The sequence below is a fragment of the Streptomyces sp. NPDC002619 genome (assembly GCF_042889305.1).
Classification (GTDB): Bacteria; Actinomycetota; Actinomycetes; order Streptomycetales; family Streptomycetaceae; genus Streptomyces.
On the sequence record NZ_JBIAQV010000006.1, the window covers coordinates 210,120 to 227,030 of the forward strand.

General features: G+C 70.8%; 16 protein-coding genes and 1 pseudogene. 6 read left to right on the forward strand and 11 right to left on the reverse strand.

Features of this window, described 5'->3' with window-relative positions; genetic code table 11:
* The first annotated feature begins 59 nt into the window (after nt 1–59).
* Nucleotides 60–1,376 carry a serine-threonine protein kinase gene (locus tag ACFYXB_RS13730; protein WP_389581312.1) on the forward strand — a complete coding sequence of 439 codons (1,317 nt, stop codon included), beginning with the start codon at nt 60–62 and terminating at the stop codon, nt 1,374–1,376.
* Between the two features lie 18 nt (nt 1,377–1,394).
* On the opposite strand, the gene ACFYXB_RS13735 is transcribed toward ACFYXB_RS13730, so the two are convergent.
* Nucleotides 1,395–4,187 carry a penicillin acylase family protein gene (locus ACFYXB_RS13735; protein WP_389581314.1) on the reverse strand — a complete coding sequence of 931 codons (2,793 nt, stop codon included), beginning with the start codon at nt 4,185–4,187 and terminating at the stop codon, nt 1,395–1,397.
* A gap of 233 nt (nt 4,188–4,420) precedes the next feature.
* Between ACFYXB_RS13735 and ACFYXB_RS13740 the strand changes: the two genes are divergently transcribed.
* Entirely contained in the window at nt 4,421–5,023 is a 603-nt protein-coding gene (locus ACFYXB_RS13740) for a hypothetical protein (protein WP_389581317.1), read from the forward strand.
* Nucleotides 5,024–5,125: 102 nt separating this feature from the next.
* Here ACFYXB_RS13740 and soxR read toward each other — a convergent pair whose 3' ends face one another.
* Entirely contained in the window at nt 5,126–5,584 is a 459-nt protein-coding gene (soxR, locus tag ACFYXB_RS13745) for a redox-sensitive transcriptional activator SoxR (RefSeq protein ID WP_351347548.1), read from the reverse strand.
* Nucleotides 5,585–5,697: 113 nt separating this feature from the next.
* Here soxR and ACFYXB_RS13750 point away from each other — a divergent pair, with 113 nt between their 5' ends.
* A complete protein-coding gene (locus tag ACFYXB_RS13750) occupies nt 5,698–6,159 on the forward strand; it encodes a MaoC family dehydratase (protein WP_389581320.1) in 462 nt (153 codons plus the stop codon).
* A gap of 10 nt (nt 6,160–6,169) precedes the next feature.
* Here ACFYXB_RS13750 and ACFYXB_RS13755 read toward each other — a convergent pair whose 3' ends face one another.
* From ACFYXB_RS13755 to ACFYXB_RS13765, 3 genes are all read right to left on the reverse strand, one after another.
* On the reverse strand, nt 6,170–6,796 hold the full coding sequence (locus ACFYXB_RS13755; protein ID WP_351347544.1) for a TetR/AcrR family transcriptional regulator: 627 nt from the start codon (nt 6,794–6,796) through the stop codon (nt 6,170–6,172).
* Between the two features lie 73 nt (nt 6,797–6,869).
* Nucleotides 6,870–7,112, reverse strand: coding sequence for a YiaA/YiaB family inner membrane protein (locus ACFYXB_RS13760; RefSeq protein ID WP_389581323.1), 243 nt, complete (start codon nt 7,110–7,112; stop codon nt 6,870–6,872).
* A gap of 60 nt (nt 7,113–7,172) precedes the next feature.
* On the reverse strand, nt 7,173–8,324 hold the full coding sequence (locus ACFYXB_RS13765) for an acyl-CoA dehydrogenase family protein (protein ID WP_389581529.1): 1,152 nt from the start codon (nt 8,322–8,324) through the stop codon (nt 7,173–7,175).
* 104 nt (nt 8,325–8,428) lie between these two features.
* Between ACFYXB_RS13765 and ACFYXB_RS13770 the strand changes: the two genes are divergently transcribed.
* From ACFYXB_RS13770 to ACFYXB_RS13780, 3 genes are all read left to right on the forward strand, one after another.
* A complete protein-coding gene (locus ACFYXB_RS13770) occupies nt 8,429–9,070 on the forward strand; it encodes a TetR/AcrR family transcriptional regulator (RefSeq protein WP_351347540.1) in 642 nt (213 codons plus the stop codon).
* Nucleotides 9,071–9,117: 47 nt separating this feature from the next.
* Nucleotides 9,118–9,828, forward strand: coding sequence for an ArsR/SmtB family transcription factor (locus ACFYXB_RS13775; protein ID WP_389581326.1), 711 nt, complete (start codon nt 9,118–9,120; stop codon nt 9,826–9,828).
* Nucleotides 9,829–9,914: 86 nt separating this feature from the next.
* Nucleotides 9,915–10,844: a DMT family transporter gene (locus ACFYXB_RS13780; protein ID WP_389581531.1), complete on the forward strand. Its 930-nt coding sequence runs from the start codon at nt 9,915–9,917 to the stop codon at nt 10,842–10,844.
* Between the two features lie 3 nt (nt 10,845–10,847).
* Here the strand turns inward: ACFYXB_RS13780 and ACFYXB_RS13785 are convergent, their stop codons facing one another.
* The 6 genes and pseudogenes from ACFYXB_RS13785 to ACFYXB_RS13810 form a co-directional block, all read right to left on the reverse strand.
* Nucleotides 10,848–11,930: a Zn-dependent alcohol dehydrogenase gene (locus ACFYXB_RS13785; protein WP_389581329.1), complete on the reverse strand. Its 1,083-nt coding sequence runs from the start codon at nt 11,928–11,930 to the stop codon at nt 10,848–10,850.
* 14 nt (nt 11,931–11,944) lie between these two features.
* Nucleotides 11,945–13,333, reverse strand: coding sequence for an aldehyde dehydrogenase family protein (locus tag ACFYXB_RS13790; RefSeq protein WP_389581332.1), 1,389 nt, complete (start codon nt 13,331–13,333; stop codon nt 11,945–11,947).
* 98 nt (nt 13,334–13,431) lie between these two features.
* Nucleotides 13,432–13,875, reverse strand: coding sequence for a DUF3574 domain-containing protein (locus tag ACFYXB_RS13795; protein ID WP_351347532.1), 444 nt, complete (start codon nt 13,873–13,875; stop codon nt 13,432–13,434).
* Between the two features lie 10 nt (nt 13,876–13,885).
* Nucleotides 13,886–14,165 (reverse strand): annotated as a pseudogene (locus tag ACFYXB_RS13800) (sugar ABC transporter ATP-binding protein); the annotation flags it as partial.
* A gap of 85 nt (nt 14,166–14,250) precedes the next feature.
* Nucleotides 14,251–15,471: an MFS transporter gene (locus ACFYXB_RS13805; RefSeq protein ID WP_389581336.1), complete on the reverse strand. Its 1,221-nt coding sequence runs from the start codon at nt 15,469–15,471 to the stop codon at nt 14,251–14,253.
* A 22-nt stretch (nt 15,472–15,493) separates the two neighbouring features.
* Entirely contained in the window at nt 15,494–16,879 is a 1,386-nt protein-coding gene (locus ACFYXB_RS13810) for a CitMHS family transporter (RefSeq protein WP_389581339.1), read from the reverse strand.
* Between the last annotated feature and the right edge of the window lie 32 nt (nt 16,880–16,911).

Sequence of the window (16,911 nt, forward strand, 5' to 3'; positions counted from 1 at the left end):
GGCGGGACGATGCGCGCACATCGCACATCGCACCGCTTCGGGGGACGAGGGGGGCCGGCATGGCGGATCCTGGAACGATCGTGACTCCCTACTGGGAGCTGACGTTCGACGCGGACGGGGATCCGGACGGCCGGGAGCGGGACCGGCTGCTCGACGAGGTCACGGACCGCGGTGTCCGTGACCTGATCGTCTTCGCGCACGGCTGGAACAACGACCGCTCGGGCGCGACCGCGCTCTACCGCCGCTTCTTCGCGCCTGTCCCGAAGCTCGCGCCGAAGGCCCGGATCGGCTACGTGGGCGTGATCTGGCCCTCGATGCGGTTCAGCGACGAGCCTATCCCCGACTTCCCCAGGTCCGTGACGGCGTCCGTGGCCGCGGGGCAGGGACTCGACCAGGACACCCGGCACGCCCTGCTGGAGACTTTCCCCGGGCAGGCCACCGTGATCGACCAGATCGCCCGGCTCCTGGACCAGCGGCCGCCCGAGGAGGCCGAGTTGGTGGAGTTCGGGCGGCTGGTACGGGAGTTGGTGGAGCTCGTGCCGGGCGGGCCGCAGCCGCTGTTCGCGGCGGACACGCTCGCCGAGGGGGTGCCGCAGAGCGAGCCCGTCCTGTTCACCGGGGACACGGTGGCGCTGTGCGACGAGTTCGCGCAGGCCCTGGCCGGTCTCCAGGCCCCGGGCGAGGTGGCCGGGTTCTCGTTGCCCAACCCCTGGGACGGGGCGCGCGAGTTGCTGCGGCAGGCGACGTACTACGCGATGAAGCGGCGTGCGGGCACGGTCGGCGAGCGCGGACTCGGGCGTGTGGTCGGGCAGTTGGCCGGGCGCGCGCCGGGGGTGCGGGTGCATCTGGTCGGGCACAGCTTCGGCGGGCGGCTCGTGTCGTTCGCGTTGCGCGGGCTGCCCGAGGGGGTGCGCACGGTGAAGTCCGTGACGTTGCTCCAAGGCGCCTTCTCCCACTACGCGTTCGCGACCCGGTTGCCGCAAGATCCCCGCGCGGGAGGGGTGCTGCAGGGGCAGCACAACCGCGTCGACGGGCCGCTGGTGTGCTGCTACTCGCACTTCGACCAGGCGCTCGGCACGATGTATCCGCTGGCGTCACGGATGGCGGACGACGACGCGTCCGTCCTGGGCCTCGACCTCGGGGACGTGCTGGGCGCCAAATGGGGAGCGATGGGGCACGACGGGGTGCAGGCCGTGCCGAGTACGCAGGCGCTGACGCTCGCCGGGGCGCTGAACGGACAGCTGCCGACGTCGGGTTGTGTGAACGTCGACGCGGCGGCGGTCGTCAGGCGCGGGGGGCCGCCGGCCGGCGCGCACAGTGACATCGTGCACGCCGAGCTGGCGCGGGTGGTGCTGGCGGCGGGCCGCATCGCGTGACCCGCCGCCGTCGGAATGTCATCGGTGCGAGGTGTACTCCACAACCTGCTGGTACGTCGGCCGGTTCTGCCAGCTGATCTTGCCGTGCTTGATGCCGCCCAGGGTGCGCTGGACGATCGAGTCGGCGCACCACTGGTCGCCCGCCGAGCACTGGTCGTCGCCGGGGTAGACCTGGGCCGCGGTCAGGCCGGCGGCCTGCTTGAGCGTGCTGATCAGGGCGTCCCGGCAGGAGCCGAGGCTGCCCCCGCCGCAGTACTTCTGCTGGAGGCCACCTTGCACGGGCTCACCGAGCACCGCCCGGATGTCCTTGTCGACATAGCTCCACCAGCCGTACTGGAAGGAGCTTCCGGCGTGCGAGCCGGTCGGGCCGTGTCCGGCGGACGGGGCCTCGTCGACCGGAAGGTTGTTGCTGAAGGCGGTGTACAGGTCGCTGCCCAAGCCGGGTTCGAACTCGGCCTTCACCAGCAGCGGCCACCAGGCGTCCAGGATCCGGATCGCGTCGGCGTTGGCGTAGGTCTTCGAACCGGCCGACGTCTCCGCGCGTTTGGCGCCGGCCGTGACCCAGGTCTGGAGCTTGCCGACCGCCGCCGCGGCCGTGGTGTCCGTGACCGGGGAGCTGTTGATCACCTGCAGCAGGTCCGGCAGGACGTCCTCGGCGCGCAGGTCGGCGAGCGCCGCGTCCGCCATCGCCTTGACCAGCGACGTCCGGGTGACCCCGCCGGCCTGGACCAGCTTCTTCACCCGGTCCTCGAGCAGATTGCCGCGGTGCACCGAGCCCTCGCCCCAGGGCGCGGCCGTGTAGTCCTTGGCCTGCTTGTTGTTCCAGGAGATGTAGTAGTCCTGGTCGATCGAGTTGGGGTGCGCGGAAGGCGGGGTGTAGTCGGCCGTGTTGGTGGCCCCGTTCCAGTTCTGCCACTCGTAGGCGGACTGCGCCCACACCGGGAACTCCGCGTCCACCCCGCTCGCCCGCACCGGGTTGTCACCGCTGTTGTAGTACGCGGTGTGCTGCGAGTCGGCGTAGAACCAGTTGAAGGTGTAGTTGATGTGCTGCACCGCGCCCTGGAAGGTCTGCGGGCTCTTGAGGTAGTCGGGGTCGTTCAGCATCTGGAAGCCGATGATCGAGTCGACCTCGTGCAGATAGGAGGAGCGCAGGCTGGTGTAGGCGACCTTCTTGCCGCCGACGGTCGCCCGGTACTCGACCGGCCCGTACTTGGTGCGCCAGACCCGCATCGTGTACGAGCCCGCAGCGGTGCCGTCGGCCACGGTCGGCTTCCAGGCGTTCTTCTGCTCGACCTTGTCCATGGCGGTACAGGTGCCGTGGTAGAGGTAGTGGTAGTCGTCCTGGCACAGTTCGACGGCGTACGTGTCGATGATGTCCTGACCGGAGGTCGTCGCGCTCCACGAGTAGTCCTGGCCGCGACCGAGTTCGACGTACATGCTCAGGCCCGCGAAGGACGCGCCGCGGGCGCTGATGCCCGGGCCCTGGATCTCCTGGAGCAGCAGCAGCTGCGGGGCGAAGTAGCCGGTCTGCGGGCCGAAGACGGCGATCGGGTGGCCGCTCGCGGTGTGTGCGCCGCTCACCACGAGGGCGTTGGACATGCCGCGCCGTGCCGAGCTCAGCGCCGTCTTGGCGGCGCCGGCCGAGGCGCTGGTGGCGCTTGCGGTGGCCGCGCTGCCCGTACGGTCGTAGAGCAGCGGCTCCTGGGTGACGGAACCGGCGTCGGGCAGGGCCTCGCCGCGCGGGCTGTCCGGCTTGGTGGCGTAGGGGAAGCTCTCGCCGTTGTGGACGGTGAGGACGGCCTCGGGGTCGTTGCGCTCACGGAAGGACTCCCAGATCCGGGTGCCCTCCTCGACGCCGTACTTGGACTGGGCGGCGATCAGCGAGAGGGCGTTGTTGACCTCGCCGCCACCTCCGGCGCCGAACAGGGAGCCCACGACGGAGGCGAGCGCCACCAGGTCGGTGATCTTGAAGTGGTCGATGGTGCCGGCGTTGGTGATGGAGTCCTTGTGGCCGGTCAGCACGTACTCGCCTGGGAAGTAACGGCCGCTGTCGGAGGCGTCGATGTAGGCGTTGATGCCGTCGAGATAGGCGGTGGCGTCGGCGAGGGCCTGCTGGCCGCGGGCGCCGTTCTGGGCCACGGCGTTGTCGATCTGGGCCTGCAGGTCCGTCTCGGTGTAGGGGGCGTTGCGGTAGAACTCCTGCTCGAGGCCCTGGTTGGCGGGGGCGCCGCCCGCGAAGGTGGTCAACTGGCCGCGGCCGACGTGCCGGAAGACGTCCATCAGCCACAGCCGGTCCTCGGCGGCCGCGAAGCCCGCGCCGAACTCGGTGCCGTACCGGGTGGTGCCGGTGATGTGCGGCACACCGGTCTTCTTGTCGCGGACGATGGTCACGTCACCGCGGCCGGCCGGCTTCTCGGTGGACGCGACCTGGTCGGAGGGGACGCCGAACGACGCATCGTTGAAGAAGGTGTTGATCTTCGCGTCGGTCAGCCCCGAGTAGCCCGTGGCGAGGTTGGCATAGGGGCCGAGCTGGTCCTCGGCGTGCGAGGGCTGGGTGCCGAAGGCCTGGTTGAGGAGGATCTGGGCGAGGGTCGCGTTGCCGTTCTCACCGGGCGGCAGGATGTCCGAGCACTGGCCGCCGCAGTAGTCGTTCGCGGCCGTGACCTGCGGTGCCGCCGCGGCGGTCTGGGCCAGCGGGGACAGCAGTCCCGCGATCAGGACGCAGACGGACGCGGTCTTCAGGAACCCCGGGAATCTGCCGGGAGTTCTCAGTTTGTCAAAGAACCAGTTGTGTGGGGTACGCCGTGGCATGGCAGCTCCTCCCGACGGGGGTGGGCCGGACGTTACCGCCGGTATCCCCGAGAGTGAAGATGAACATGCGTCAAGTTTTCGGAGTGGCCGGGGAGTCGATGACGGGGCATCGGAAATCGGAGGGAGCCGATTCGCGTGTCGACACGTCTATTCGGCATCGGGGGGCGCGAAGTCCGTACGACGACGCCGAAGTGACCGCAGTACAGGTGCAGGTGTGACGGAGGTGCAGGGCGATGGCCGGTTTCCGGAGTCTGGCGAGACAGGTGCGAGATCCCCGCTGCGATCTGGCGCTGCGGCGCTACTCGCTGCGCAAGTGCCTCGAGCGGTTCGCTCCGTACGGGCACCGGGCGACCTGGGACCATCTGTGCTCCCGGGCCGGGTTCGGACCCGAGGACCGCTCCCCCGACCCGGCGCGGCTCGTGGCCGCGCTGGGGGAGTTGGAGGAGGCCCGCGCGGTCTGGCTCGCCTATGAGGCCGAGTTCGCCGAGCGGCGCCGGAAGGAGAAGCACGACGGGCTGCGCCGGCCGGGCAGTGTCGACGACTGGCACCGGCTGACCTGGGGCGGCTTCGGGGTCGCCTGCTGCGACGACCCCCAGCGCCACCCCCGTGAACCACTCGACGAGGTGCTGCGGCGGCTGATCGCCGCCCTGGAGCGTGCCCCGGGCTCGACCTGCCCGGTGTGCGACGGAGAGCACCTCGTCTGGAAGTACGACCTGGACCACGAGCCGTCGTCGGGTCCGGTCTGCGCGGACTGCGGGATTCTCGTACCGCGGCCCGTACTCACGCCCGAGGCACTGGCCTACGCCAGGCACGGACGGCTGCTCATGTCGGCCTGACCATCCGGGGGTGCACGCACCGGGGATGCCGCATCCCCCTGTTCTGCCCGACTGTTCTGACCGACGGGCAGCGCCCACCTGAGCCGCCTGGGGTCCCCGGGCCTACCCGCCCCCCGGCAACAGACGTGACCCTGTCTGTCGTTGGCCGAAAACGTCGTTCGGGTTGGACAGGACGCAGCTGTCCAGGGACAGGCAGCCGCAGCCGATGCAGTCGGTCAAGTGGTCGCGGAGGCGGTTGAGTTGCCTGATGCGTTCGTCCAGTTCGGTGCGCCAGGCTTCCGAGAGGCGCGCCCAGTCCTCGCGGGTCGGGGTGCGCTCCTCGGGGAGTTCGGCGAGGGCCTCGCGGATCATGGCGAGGGGGATGCCGACCCTCTGGGCGGCGCGTACGAAGGCGACGCGGCGCAGGGCGTCGCGGCTGTAGCGGCGCTGGTTGCCCGAGGTGCGGCTGCTGCTGATGAGGCCCTTGGACTCGTAGAAGTGCAGGGCGGAGACGGCGGCGCCGCTGCGCGCCGACAGTTGGCCGACGGTCAGCTCGTGGATCTTCTCGGGGATCTGGGGCACCCCGCAGAGCCTACCGAGCCCTACCTCCGGGCCGTCCGTTGACATCGTCCCCGCCCCCGACCATGCTAAGCAGTTGCTTAGAGGCGTGAGATGTGAGCGAAAGGGCCGGGAACATGGCAGAGCCGAGGATCTTCTCCTCCCCCGACGAGCTGAAGGCGGCCGTGGGCGAGCAGCTGGGGTACACCGACTGGGTGGAGGTCGGCCAGAAGCGGATCGACCTGTTCGCGGACGCCACCGGCGACCACCAGTGGATCCACGTCGACCCGGAGAAGGCCGCCCGGGGACCGTTCGGGACGACCATCGCGCACGGCTATCTGACCCTGTCGCTGCTCCCGCTCTTCGGCCCGCAGCTCATGGGCGTCGAGGGCGTGAAGATGGGCGTCAACTACGGGACGAACAAGGTCCGTTTCCCCTCCCCCGTCCCGGTCGGCTCCCGGCTGCGCGCCACCGCGAGGATCAGCGGCGTCGAGGACGTCACCGGCGGCGTCCAGGTGACCGTCGCCTTCACCGTGGAACGCGAGGGCGGCGACAAGCCGGTCTGTGTCGCGGAGTCGGTCTCGCGCTACTACCTCTGAGGCGCCGCGGTTACTTCGCCGCGCCCACCATCCGCAGCACGAGGTCGGCGTACAGCGCGCCGACCTCGTCGGGCGTCCGGGGTCCGTCGATGTTGAACCAGCGGGCGACGTCGATGCACAGGGAGAGCACTGCGAGGGTCGTCCCGTGCAGGTCCTCGACGTCGAACTCGCGGGAGTCCATGCCGTCCTGGATGATCCCGCGCACCTCGGCGTCGACCTGGCGGCGCAGCGCGAGGATCTCGGCGCGGGCGTCCGGCCCGAGCGCGTCCAGCTCGTACTGCACGACCCTGGCCGTGGTGCGCCGTCCGGCGTGCCAGCGGACGAAGGAGCTGACGGCGTCGGCGAGCCGCTCCGTCGCGGTGCCCTCGCGCCGCGCGGCGGTCCGCAGGATGTCCAGGGCCTTGTCGTGGCCGATCCTGCTGATCCGGTGGAGCAGCTCCTCCTTGGTCTTGTAGTGGATGTAGAGCGCGGCCGGGCTCATACCGGCGCGGCCCGCGATGTCGCGGGTCGTCGTCGCGTGGTAGCCGCGCTCGGCGAAGGCTTCCACGGCGGCGACCAGCAGTCGCCGGGCCGCGTCAGGGGTGACCTCGTCCCACGGCTCGACCTCGCCGCCGGTCGTCTCCTCCGCCGTACTCATCGCTCGCCAGCCCCTCTCCGTCACAGGAGCTCCACCATACCGCCGAAGGTGAGCGAGCGCTTAGCCTGCCCGCTCAGAGCTTTTCGAAGGGGTGGTAGTCCCTCGCCGCCGTCTCCTGTCTGTCGCGGATCACCTTGGCCAGGGTGAAGGCGGAGGTGACGAGGTAGAGGACGGCGATACCGAGGAAGGCCCGCACCCAGGCGTCGACGTTCAGCTTGAAGATGCCGATGGCCGTCGCGGCCATCGCGACGGAGAAGGAGGCGACCGCCTGGCCGTAGAAGGCGGCGGTGTTCTGCTTGGACGATGTGTCACTCATGGGGACCAGCGTCGGCGGATGTGGCCCACGCCACATCCGCCAAGGTACTCAGTCAGGTACTCAGAACGCCGAAACCCCCGTAAGCGCACGCCCGATGAGCAGCTTCTGGATCTGGCTGGTCCCCTCGTAGAGAGTCATCACGCGGGCGTCGCGCAGGAGTTTGCCCGCCGGATACTCGTCGATGTAGCCGTAGCCGCCGAAGACCTGGAGGGCGTTGTTCGCGGCGCGGACGGCGGCCTCGGAGGCGAAGAGCTTGGCCTTGGAGGACTCGGTGGCGAAGGGCTGGCCGCGGTCGATGAGGTCGGCGACCCGCCAGGTCAGCAGTCGGGCGGCGTCCACATCGACCGCGATGTCGCTGATCAGCTCCTGCACGAGCTGGTGGTGGGCGATGGACCTGCCGAACTGCTCGCGCTCACCGGCGTACTTCACAGCCGCGTCCAGCGCGGCCTGGGCTATGCCGACGCAGCCCGCCGCGACCGACATCCGGCCCTTGGCGAGTGCGGACATGGCGACGGAGAAGCCCTTGCCCTCCTCGCCCAGCATCGCCGACGCCGGGACCCGTACGTCCTCCAGGACCAGTTCGGCCGTCGTCTGACCGCGCAGGCCGAGCTTGCCGTGGACGGCTCGGCGGGTCAGGCCCGGGGTGTCGGTCGGCACCAGGAAGGCGGAGACTCCCTTGTGGCCGGGGGCGTCGGTGGAGCGGGCGAAGAGGAGGACTACGTCGGCCCAGGTGCCGTTGGTGATGAACATCTTGGCGCCGTTGACCACGTAGTCGTCGCCGTCGCGTACGGCCCGGGTGGTGAGGTTGCCCGCGTCGGATCCCGTGCCCGGTTCGGTCAGGCCGAAGCAGCCGACGTACTCGCCGGAGGTCAGTCCGGGCAGCCAGCGGCGCTTCTGCTCCTCGTTCCCCCAGGCCGCGACGGTCTTCGCGACGAGGCCGAGGGAGACGGACACGATGCCGCGGACCGACGAGTCGCCCCGGCCCAGTTCCTCGGTGACCAGGCAGTAGGAGAGGTGGTCGCCGCCCGAGCCGCCGTATTCCTCGTCGATCGTGAGCCCCAGGAAGCCGACCTCACCGAGCTTCTTCACGATGCCGCGGTCCACCTCCTCGGCGCGGTCCCAGGCGATGACATGGGGGGCGATCTCGCGCTCCACGAAGTCCCGGGCGAGCTGCCGGACGGCGTCCTGCTCCTCGCTGAGCCCCAGGTTCACCACGAGATCACCCCTCAGATGACAGATCTTGAGCGCCGTATCTTGAAAGCCGTACATTTAAATTAGCACTGCTAGTTTCCATATGCAGCCCTACTATGTGCGCCATGGCCCGACCGCGCAAGCCCCTCCTCAGCACCGACCGGATCGTCGGGACGGCACGCGAACTCGTGGACACGGAGGGCCTCGCGGCCGTCTCCACGCGCCGGCTCGCCGCCGAACTGGGAGTGAGCGGGCCCTCCCTCTACAACCACTTCCGCACGAAGGACGAGATCCTCGAAGCGGTCGCCGACTCGGTGAGCGGACTTGTCGACCTGTCGATGTTCGAGGACGGCCGGGACTGGCGCACGGCGCTGCACGACTGGGCCGTCTCCTACCGGGCCGCCCTGCGCGACCACCCGAACATCGTCCCGGTCCTCGCCCGCGGCCCCGGCCGCCGCCCCGCCGCGCTGCGTCTCGCGGACGCGGTGTACGGCGCGATGGTCGACGCGGGCTGGCCGCCGGCGCAGGCCACGTCGATCGGCGCGCTCATGCGGTACTTCATCATGGGCTCGGCACTCGGCTCGTTCGCCGGGGGCTTCGTGGACGACGCGAGCGCGTACGACCCCGCCGACTATCCGCACCTCGGCCAGGCGCACCTTCTCGCCGAGCAGCAGGAGAAGATCGACGAGCGGGCCTTCGAGACGGGGCTCACTGCGCTGCTCGACGGGCTGGCCCAGCAGTTTGCGCAGGTCGGGCGTAGTGCGTAGACACAGTTCGGCGGACGCCGAAGTGTGCATGTCCCATGCTGGAGTGCATGGCCATCAAGGACCCTCAGGCCCCCGGGCTCGCGGCGCTCGCCGGGCTGATCGCCGACGAGACGCGGGCCGCGTGTCTGCTGGCGCTCCTCGACGGGCGTGCCTGGACGGCGGGCGAGCTGGCGCGGCACGCCGGGGTCGCGGCGTCGACGCTGAGTGAGCATCTGAGCAAGCTGGTCGCGGGTGGGCTGCTCAGCGAGGAGCGGCAGGGGCGACACCGGTATGTACGGCTGGCCGACGCGCAGGTTGCGCAACTTGTGGAGGAACTGGCCTCGCGGGTGTCTCCGACGGCTTCGCGGGGGCCTGTGGGCAGTTTGCGGCGGTCCAGTGTCGAGTCGGCAATGGCTCGTGGGCGTACCTGTTACGACCATTTCGCGGGGCGGCTCGGGATCGCGGTCACGGATGGGATGACCCTCCGGGGGTTGTTGCGGCAGGACACGGGGTTTGCGCTGACCGATGCGGGGGTTGAGTGGTTCGCCTCGGCGGGGATCGAGCTTGATCGGTCGTCCCGGCGGCCTCTGGCCCGGGGCTGCCTGGACTGGACCGAGCGGCGGCCCCACCTGGCGGGCCTCGCCGGGGCAGCGTTGTGTCGGCATGCGCTGGACGCGGGGTGGTGTGTGCGGATCGGCTCCGCTCGGGCCGTGAAGGTGACTCTGTCGGGGGAGCGGGTGCTGTTCGACCTGTTGGGGATCGAGGCGGAGGTGTTGTGAGTGGCTAGTGGATCGGGGGGTTCCGTGTGCGCCGTCTGTTTTCCGCCAGCCCCTGTCCCGTGCCGCCATCTAGCCTCAGGAGCATGATGAAGATCTCCCCGTCCCGGCCCGACCTCCGTGCCACCGGTGCTGCCCTCGTCACCGTTGTGTTGTGGGCCTCCGCCTTTGTGTCCATCCGTAGTGCGGGCGGTGCCTATTCGCCCGGGGCGTTGGCGCTCGGGCGGTTGCTCGCCGGGGTCGTCGCGCTCGGGGTGATCTGGGGCGTGCGGCGAGAAGGGTGGCCACCCAGGGGCGCCTGGCGTGGGATCGCGATATCCGGGGTGTTGTGGTTCGGGTTCTACATGGTCACCCTCAACTGGGGTGAGCAGCAGGTCGATGCGGGGACTGCCGCGCTCGTCGTGAACGTCGGGCCCTTGCTGATCGCTCTGCTCGGCGCGCGGCTGCTCGGTGATCCGATGCCGCCGCGGCTGCTCGCGGGGATGGCGGTGTCGTTCGCCGGGGCGGTGACCGTGGGGCTGTCGATGTCCGGTGGGGGCGGGTCCTCGCTGCTCGGTGTTGTGCTCTGCCTGCTCGCGGCCGTCGCTTACGCGGCCGGGGTCGTCGCGCAGAAGCCCGCCCTCGCGCAGGGGAGCGCACTCCAGGTGACGTTCTTCGGGTGTCTCATCGGGGCCGTGGCCTGTCTGCCGTTCACTGGGCAGCTGGTGCACGAGGCCGCCGGCGCCCCTGTCTCCGCGACGCTGAACATGGTGTACCTGGGCATTTTTCCGACGGCGATCGCCTTCACGACCTGGGCGTACGCCCTCGCCCGGACGACCGCGAGCCGTATGGGCGCGACGACGTACGCCGTGCCCGCCCTGGTCGTGCTGATGTCCTGGCTGGCGCTCGGCGAGGTGCCGGGGCCGCTCACGCTGGCCGGCGGGGTGCTGTGCCTGGCCGGTGTGGCGGTGTCCCGGTCCCGGACGCGTGCCGCGGTCCGGGCCGCCGCTCCCGAGCCGCGGCCCGAACAGGTCTCCTGAGCCTCAGAACACCACCAGCGCCCGGCCGCCCTTGCCCGCCAGCATGTTCTCGAAGGCGGCCGGGATGCCCTCCAGGGCGATCCGTTCCGTGACCAGTGCGGACAGGTCGAGCCGACCCGCCCGTACGTGTTCGGCGAGCACCGGTACGTCGCGGGCCGGGTCGGAGTTGCCGTACACGCAGCCCGACAGCGTCCTGCCCCAGTGGAAGATCTCCAGCGCGTTGAAGGTGACCTGCTGGTCCTTGCCGCCGATGCCGACGACCGTCGTACGGCCGCCTCGGCGGGTGGACTCCCAGGCGGCGCGGATGCTGACCGCGCGGCCCACGCACTCGATCGAGACGTCGGCGCCCTGTTTGCCGGTGAGGGCGCGGATCTCGCGCGGGGTGTTCTCGGAGGCGACGACGTAGTCGGTGGCGCCCGCGCCGCGTGCCAGGTCTTCCTTCTCCGGGGACACGTCGACCGCGATGATCCGTGACGCTCCCGCGATGCGGGCCGCCTGGAGGGTGGAGAGGCCGACTCCGCCGACGCCGAACACCGCGACCGTCTCGCCCTGTCGGACCCGCGCCGAGTGGTGGACGGCGCCGTAGCCGGTGAGGACGGCGCAACCCAGGAGGGCTGCGTCCGTCAGCGGCACTCCCTCCGGGAGGGGCAGCACGCAGGACCCCGAGACCACGGTCTCCTCGGCGAACGCCGCGACGTTCAGGCCGGGATGGAGGTCGGTGCCGTCCACGGTGCGAGCGTAGACGTCGGCCGCGCCGGTCAGCGCGTTGGCGCACAGCCAGACCTCGCCGAGCGTGCAGGCGTGGCAACTGCCGCAGGACGGGGCCCAGTTGAGGACGACCGGGGTGCCGGGCGCGACGTGGGTGACGCCCTCGCCGACGGCGACGACCGTGCCCGCGCCCTCGTGGCCGAGGACGGCCGGCACCGGCACCCGCATGGTGCCGTCGGACAGGGACAGGTCGGAGTGGCAGACTCCGGCGGCGGCGAGGCGGACGCGGACCTGTCCGGGGCCCGGGTCCGGCAGGTCGACCTCGGTGATCTCCAGGGGAGCCCCGATGGCGGGCAGGACGGCGGCACGTACGGCCATGGCTCACAACTCCCTTAGAACTGGAGGGACTTGGTCTGAAGGTATTCGGCGAGTCCGTGCGCGCCGAGTTCGCGGCCGACTCCGGACTGCTTGTACCCCCCGAAGGGGGCGAGCGGGTTGAAGCGGCCGCCGTTGATGTCGACCTGGCCGGTGTCCATGCGCCGGGCGAAGGCCACCGCCTCGGCCTGGTCGCCGGCCCAGACGGCGCCCGCGAGGCCGTAGACCGTGCCGTTGGCGATGCGCAGGGCGTCCTCCTCGTCCTCGTAGCGGAGGATGGTGAGGACCGGGCCGAAGATCTCCTCCTGCGCGATCGTCATGTCGGGGGTGACGTCGGCGAAGACCGTGGGGCTGACGAAGTAGCCCTTCTCGCACGGGGATTCGGGGCCGCCCGCGACCAGCCGGGCGCCCTCGGCCACGCCCTTCTCGATGTAACCCCGGACCCTGTCCTGCTGCTTGGCGCTGACGACGGGGCCGATGCGGTCGCCGTACTTCGCGGCGGCCGCCACCGCCAGATCCACGGCCTCGTCGTACTGGTCGGTGTGTACGAGCATGCGTGTCCAGGCGCTGCACGTCTGACCGGAGTTGGACATCACGTTGGCGACGCCCACGTTCACCGCCTTGGCGAGGTCGGCGCTCGGCAGGATGACGTTGGCGGACTTGCCGCCGAGTTCGAGGGCGACCTTCTTGACGGCCGCGCCCGCGGCGGCGCCGATGCGCCTGCCGACGGCGGTGGAGCCGGTGAAGGAGACGAGGTCGACGCCGGGGTGTTCGGCGAGGGCCTGTCCGGCGACCGGGCCGAGCCCGGTGACCAGGTTGAACACGCCCGCGGGGACGCCCGCTTCATGGACGGCCTCGGCGAACAGCTGGGCGGTGAGCGGGGTGTTCTCGGCGGGCTTGAGGACGACCGTGCAGCCCGCGGCCAGCGCCGGGGCGCCCTTGGCGACGATCTGGTGGAGCGGGTAGTTCCAGGGGGTGATCGCCCCGACCACGCCGACGGGTTCGTGGTGGACGGTCGAGTTGCCGACCCGCTCCTCGAAGACGTGGGTCGCGGCCAGTTCGGCGTACGAGCCCGCCACCGCGATCGGCACACCCGCGTGGACGGTCTGCGAGAACGCCAGGGGCGCGCCCAGTTCGGCGGTGACCGTTTCGGCGATCTCGTCCTTGCGGGTCACGAGCACGTCCCGCAGGGCGGCCAGCCGGGCCCCGCGCTCGGCGGGCGGGGTCGCGGCCCAGGCCGGGAGGGCGGCACGGGCGGCCCGTACGGCCGTGTCGACGTCCAGCGCGCCGCCCGCCGGGACCTGGCCGATGACCTGCTCGTCGGCCGGGTTCACGATCTCGATCACGTCACGGCCCTCGGCCGGGCGCCAGGCGCCGTCGATGTAGAGGCCGTCGTGTGCCTTCATGCTGCTTCCTCCCGGCGGGCCGCGTCGTCGTCCGGCTCACAAACTAGCGGCGATAGTTTTTCGGCGCCAGAGGGCTCCGGGCCGAAGCTCCGGGGACGTCAGAAGTCGACCTGCGCCTGTTCGTCCACCCTGCCCACGGACTCCTGCGCGAAAGCCTTCTCGTACGCGCGCCGGATCTCCTCGATCTTCCGGTCGCTCGCATCGGCCCGTGCCACGGGATACAGCAGGATCAGCTCGTACGACCGCTCCTTCTCGATCGCGCCGTGCACGTCCCGCCACTGCCCGCGTCCGCTCTGCACGGTGAGCCCGTCCGGGAAGTCCGGGGTGACCTCCCGGCCGACGAACGACATGAACTGCCGGTCGGTGACGGCCGGGCCGCCGTCCGGCCGTGCGGTGCCGAAGAAGAGACGGGTCTCGACGTACGGGTTCCCGCGCTTCGGGGTCTCCTCGGTGAGGTTGGCATAGGCGGTCGGAGCGGCGGCGGCCAGCAGGACTCCGGCGGCGGTGAGGCCCGCCCGGGTCCGGGTGAGGTGCTTGGTCATGCACCTTTCCCTAGCGCCCCCATTCCTCCAGGTCGGGCAGCCGCGCCGGGGACGGGCAGATGCGTTCGCCGTGCTGGTCGAACACGAACAGGTGGGCGAGGTCGACGAGGAGGGGGGACGTGTATGCCGTGGCGTAGGTGGAGGTCGGGGGTGGTACGCACGACCAGGTCGCCCGGCAGTCGGCCCTCCGGCGGCGCCGGTTCTGGGTCGGCGTCCGCCGGGTGCTCGAGGAGCACCACCGGCCCGGCGCGCAGGGCGCCGGCCTTCTCCCGGAGCCCGTGAGTCACGGAAGTTGACGGAATGTGCCCGGCCGGGGGAAGACACGTGCCGGGCACCCATGACGCTGCTGGTGGGAGGGGAAACGGACGCCGGCGTTCAGCGCCGGGCGCGCGGTCGCGTCGTCCCGGACACGGGTTCCGGCCGCGCGGCCGGCTTCGCCGGTGACCGCACCGCGACACCCGACGACAGCAGCAACAGCACGCCCAGCATCACGAACGGCGCGGCCACGCCCGCCACTCCGGCGACCAGGCCGGCGGCGGCCGGCGCGGCGACCTGGCCGAGGCGGTTGCCGGTGAGACGTAGCGCGAGGGCGGTGGAGCGGGCGCTGTCGGGGGCGGCCTGGACGACGGTCGTCATGGACAGCGGCTGGCCGACGCCCAGGCAGAAGCCGAGGGCGGTGAGCAGCAGGCCGAGCGCCCACACGGGAACCGGCAGCGCGATGCCCGCGCACAGCAGCGCCGCCAGGAAGCAGGTCACGGTGAGCAGCGCGGGCCGGCCGAGCAGCCTGAGCAACGGGGTGAGGACGAGCCGGCAGGCGATGGTGGCCCCGGCGCGCAGGCTGAGCAGGACGCCGATCACCGAGGGAGCGATGCCCCGATGCTCGCCGACCACCGGGAGATAGGCGGTGAGGATGTCGGTGGCGGAGAGCACGGACAGGCTGATCAGCATGCCCGCCGGCACGCCCCGGGCACGCAGGATGCCGCCGACGGCGACCCGTTCACCGGATGCGGTACGGGACGTGACGGCCGTACGGTCCTCGATGCGCCACAGCGAGGTGAACGCGACCGCCGCGCCCGCCCCCGCGACGATCAGCGCGAGCGCGCTGGTGCCGGCCATGTCGGGACCGCCGATCAGAACGCCGGCCGCGATCGGGCCGACGAGCTGGCCGAGGGAGGCGCCGATGGTGAAGTGGCCGAAGTTGCGGTCCTGTTCGTGCGGAGCGGACTGGCGGGCCACCAGCGACTGGGCGCCGATCACGAAGCAGAGGTGGCCGAGCCCCATCACCCCGCTCCACAGGGCCATCGTCCACAGGGAGTCGGCAATGCCGCTGAGCGCGCAGCCGGCGGCGATGAGGACGACGCCGATCGGGAGGAGCGGTGCGCAGCGGCCGTGGTCGATGCGCCGGCCGAGCGGTACGGCGGCGAAGAGCGGCAGCAGCGCGAACACGCCCGCGATGACGCCGACCGCCCGCTCGTCGGCGCCGAGGGCGAGGGCCCGGTAGGAGACGGCGGGGCGGGCCATCGACACCGCCCCCTGCGCGAAGCCGAAGGCGATGACGAGGCGCAGCAGCCAGCCGCGGTTCCTCCCGGGCTCCATGGTGTTGACCTCCGTCGGGTGATCAGATGATGCCGAACAGGATTCCTGCCCCGAGTACGACGAGTGAAGTCAGCGCCGCCCACTTCACCACGAAGCGCGTGTGGTCGCCGAACTCGACCTTGGCCATGCCGACGAGGACGTACACGGCGGGCACGAGCGGGCTGGACATGTGCAGGGGCTGGCCGACGAGCGAGGCGCGGGCGATCTCCAAGGCGGAGACTCCGTGCGCCTGGCCGGCCTCGGCGAGCACCGGCACGATGCCGAAGTAGAAGCCGTCGTTGGACATGAAGTACGTGAGCGGGATGCTCAGTACACCCGTGACGAGGGCCATGTGCGGGCCCATGCCGGCGGGGATGTTGTCCACCAGCCACTTGGCCATGTGGTCGACCATGCCGGTGCCCTGCAGGACGCCCGTGAAGACGGCGGCGGCGAAGACCATGCCGGAGACGTTGAGGACGTTCTCGGCGTGCGCGGCGATGCGGGCCTTCTGATCAGGCATGTGCGGGAAGTTGACGGTGAGCGCGAGCGCGGCGCCGAGCAGGAAGAGCACCGGGATCGGCAGCCACTCCATGATCATGGCGGTGAGCAGGGCGAGGGTGAGCAGCGCGTTGAACCAGTAGAGCTTCGGGCGCAGGGTCTCGCGGTTCGGGTCGAGGCCCCGGAAGCCGTCGTCCTCGGGGAGTTCCGCGTCGGTGCCGGAGCCCGAACCGCCCGTGCGCACAGGGGACTTGCCCGAGCCAGCACCGACCAGCACCGTCTCCGTCTCCTCCACCAACACCTCGTCCAGCGTCAGCACCCCGAGCCGCTTGCGCTCGCGGCGGCCGAGGACGTACGCGAGGGCGAGGACGGCGACGAGGCCCACCGCGAGCGCCGGGATCATCGGCACGAAGATGTCACTCGCGTCGACCTTCAGCGCGGTGGCGGCGCGGGCGGTCGGGCCGCCCCACGGCAGGGTGTTCATCACGCCGTTGGCCATGGCGGCGACACCGGTCATCACGACCAGGGACATCTTCAGGCGCTTGTACAGCGGGTACATCGCCGAGACGGTGATCATGAAGGTGGTCGAGCCGTCGCCGTCCAGGGAGACGATCGCGGCGAGGAGCGCGGTACCGACGACGATGCGCAGCGGGTCGGCCCTGCAGAAGCGCAGGATGGCGCGCACGACCGGGTCGAAGAGGCCGACGTCGATCATCACACCGAAGTAGACGATCGCGAACATGAGCATCGCCGCGGTGGGCGCGAGGCTGGTGACGCCGTCGATGACGTAGTCGCCGAGCTCGGCGCCCTTGCCGACGAACACGCAGAACAGCGCGGGAATCAGCACGAGCGCCGCGATCGGCGACATCTTCTTCAGCATGATCAGGACCAGGAAGGTCGCGATCATGGCGAAGCCGAGGATGGTCAGCATGAATGGATACCTAACGTTCGCCCTTGAACATT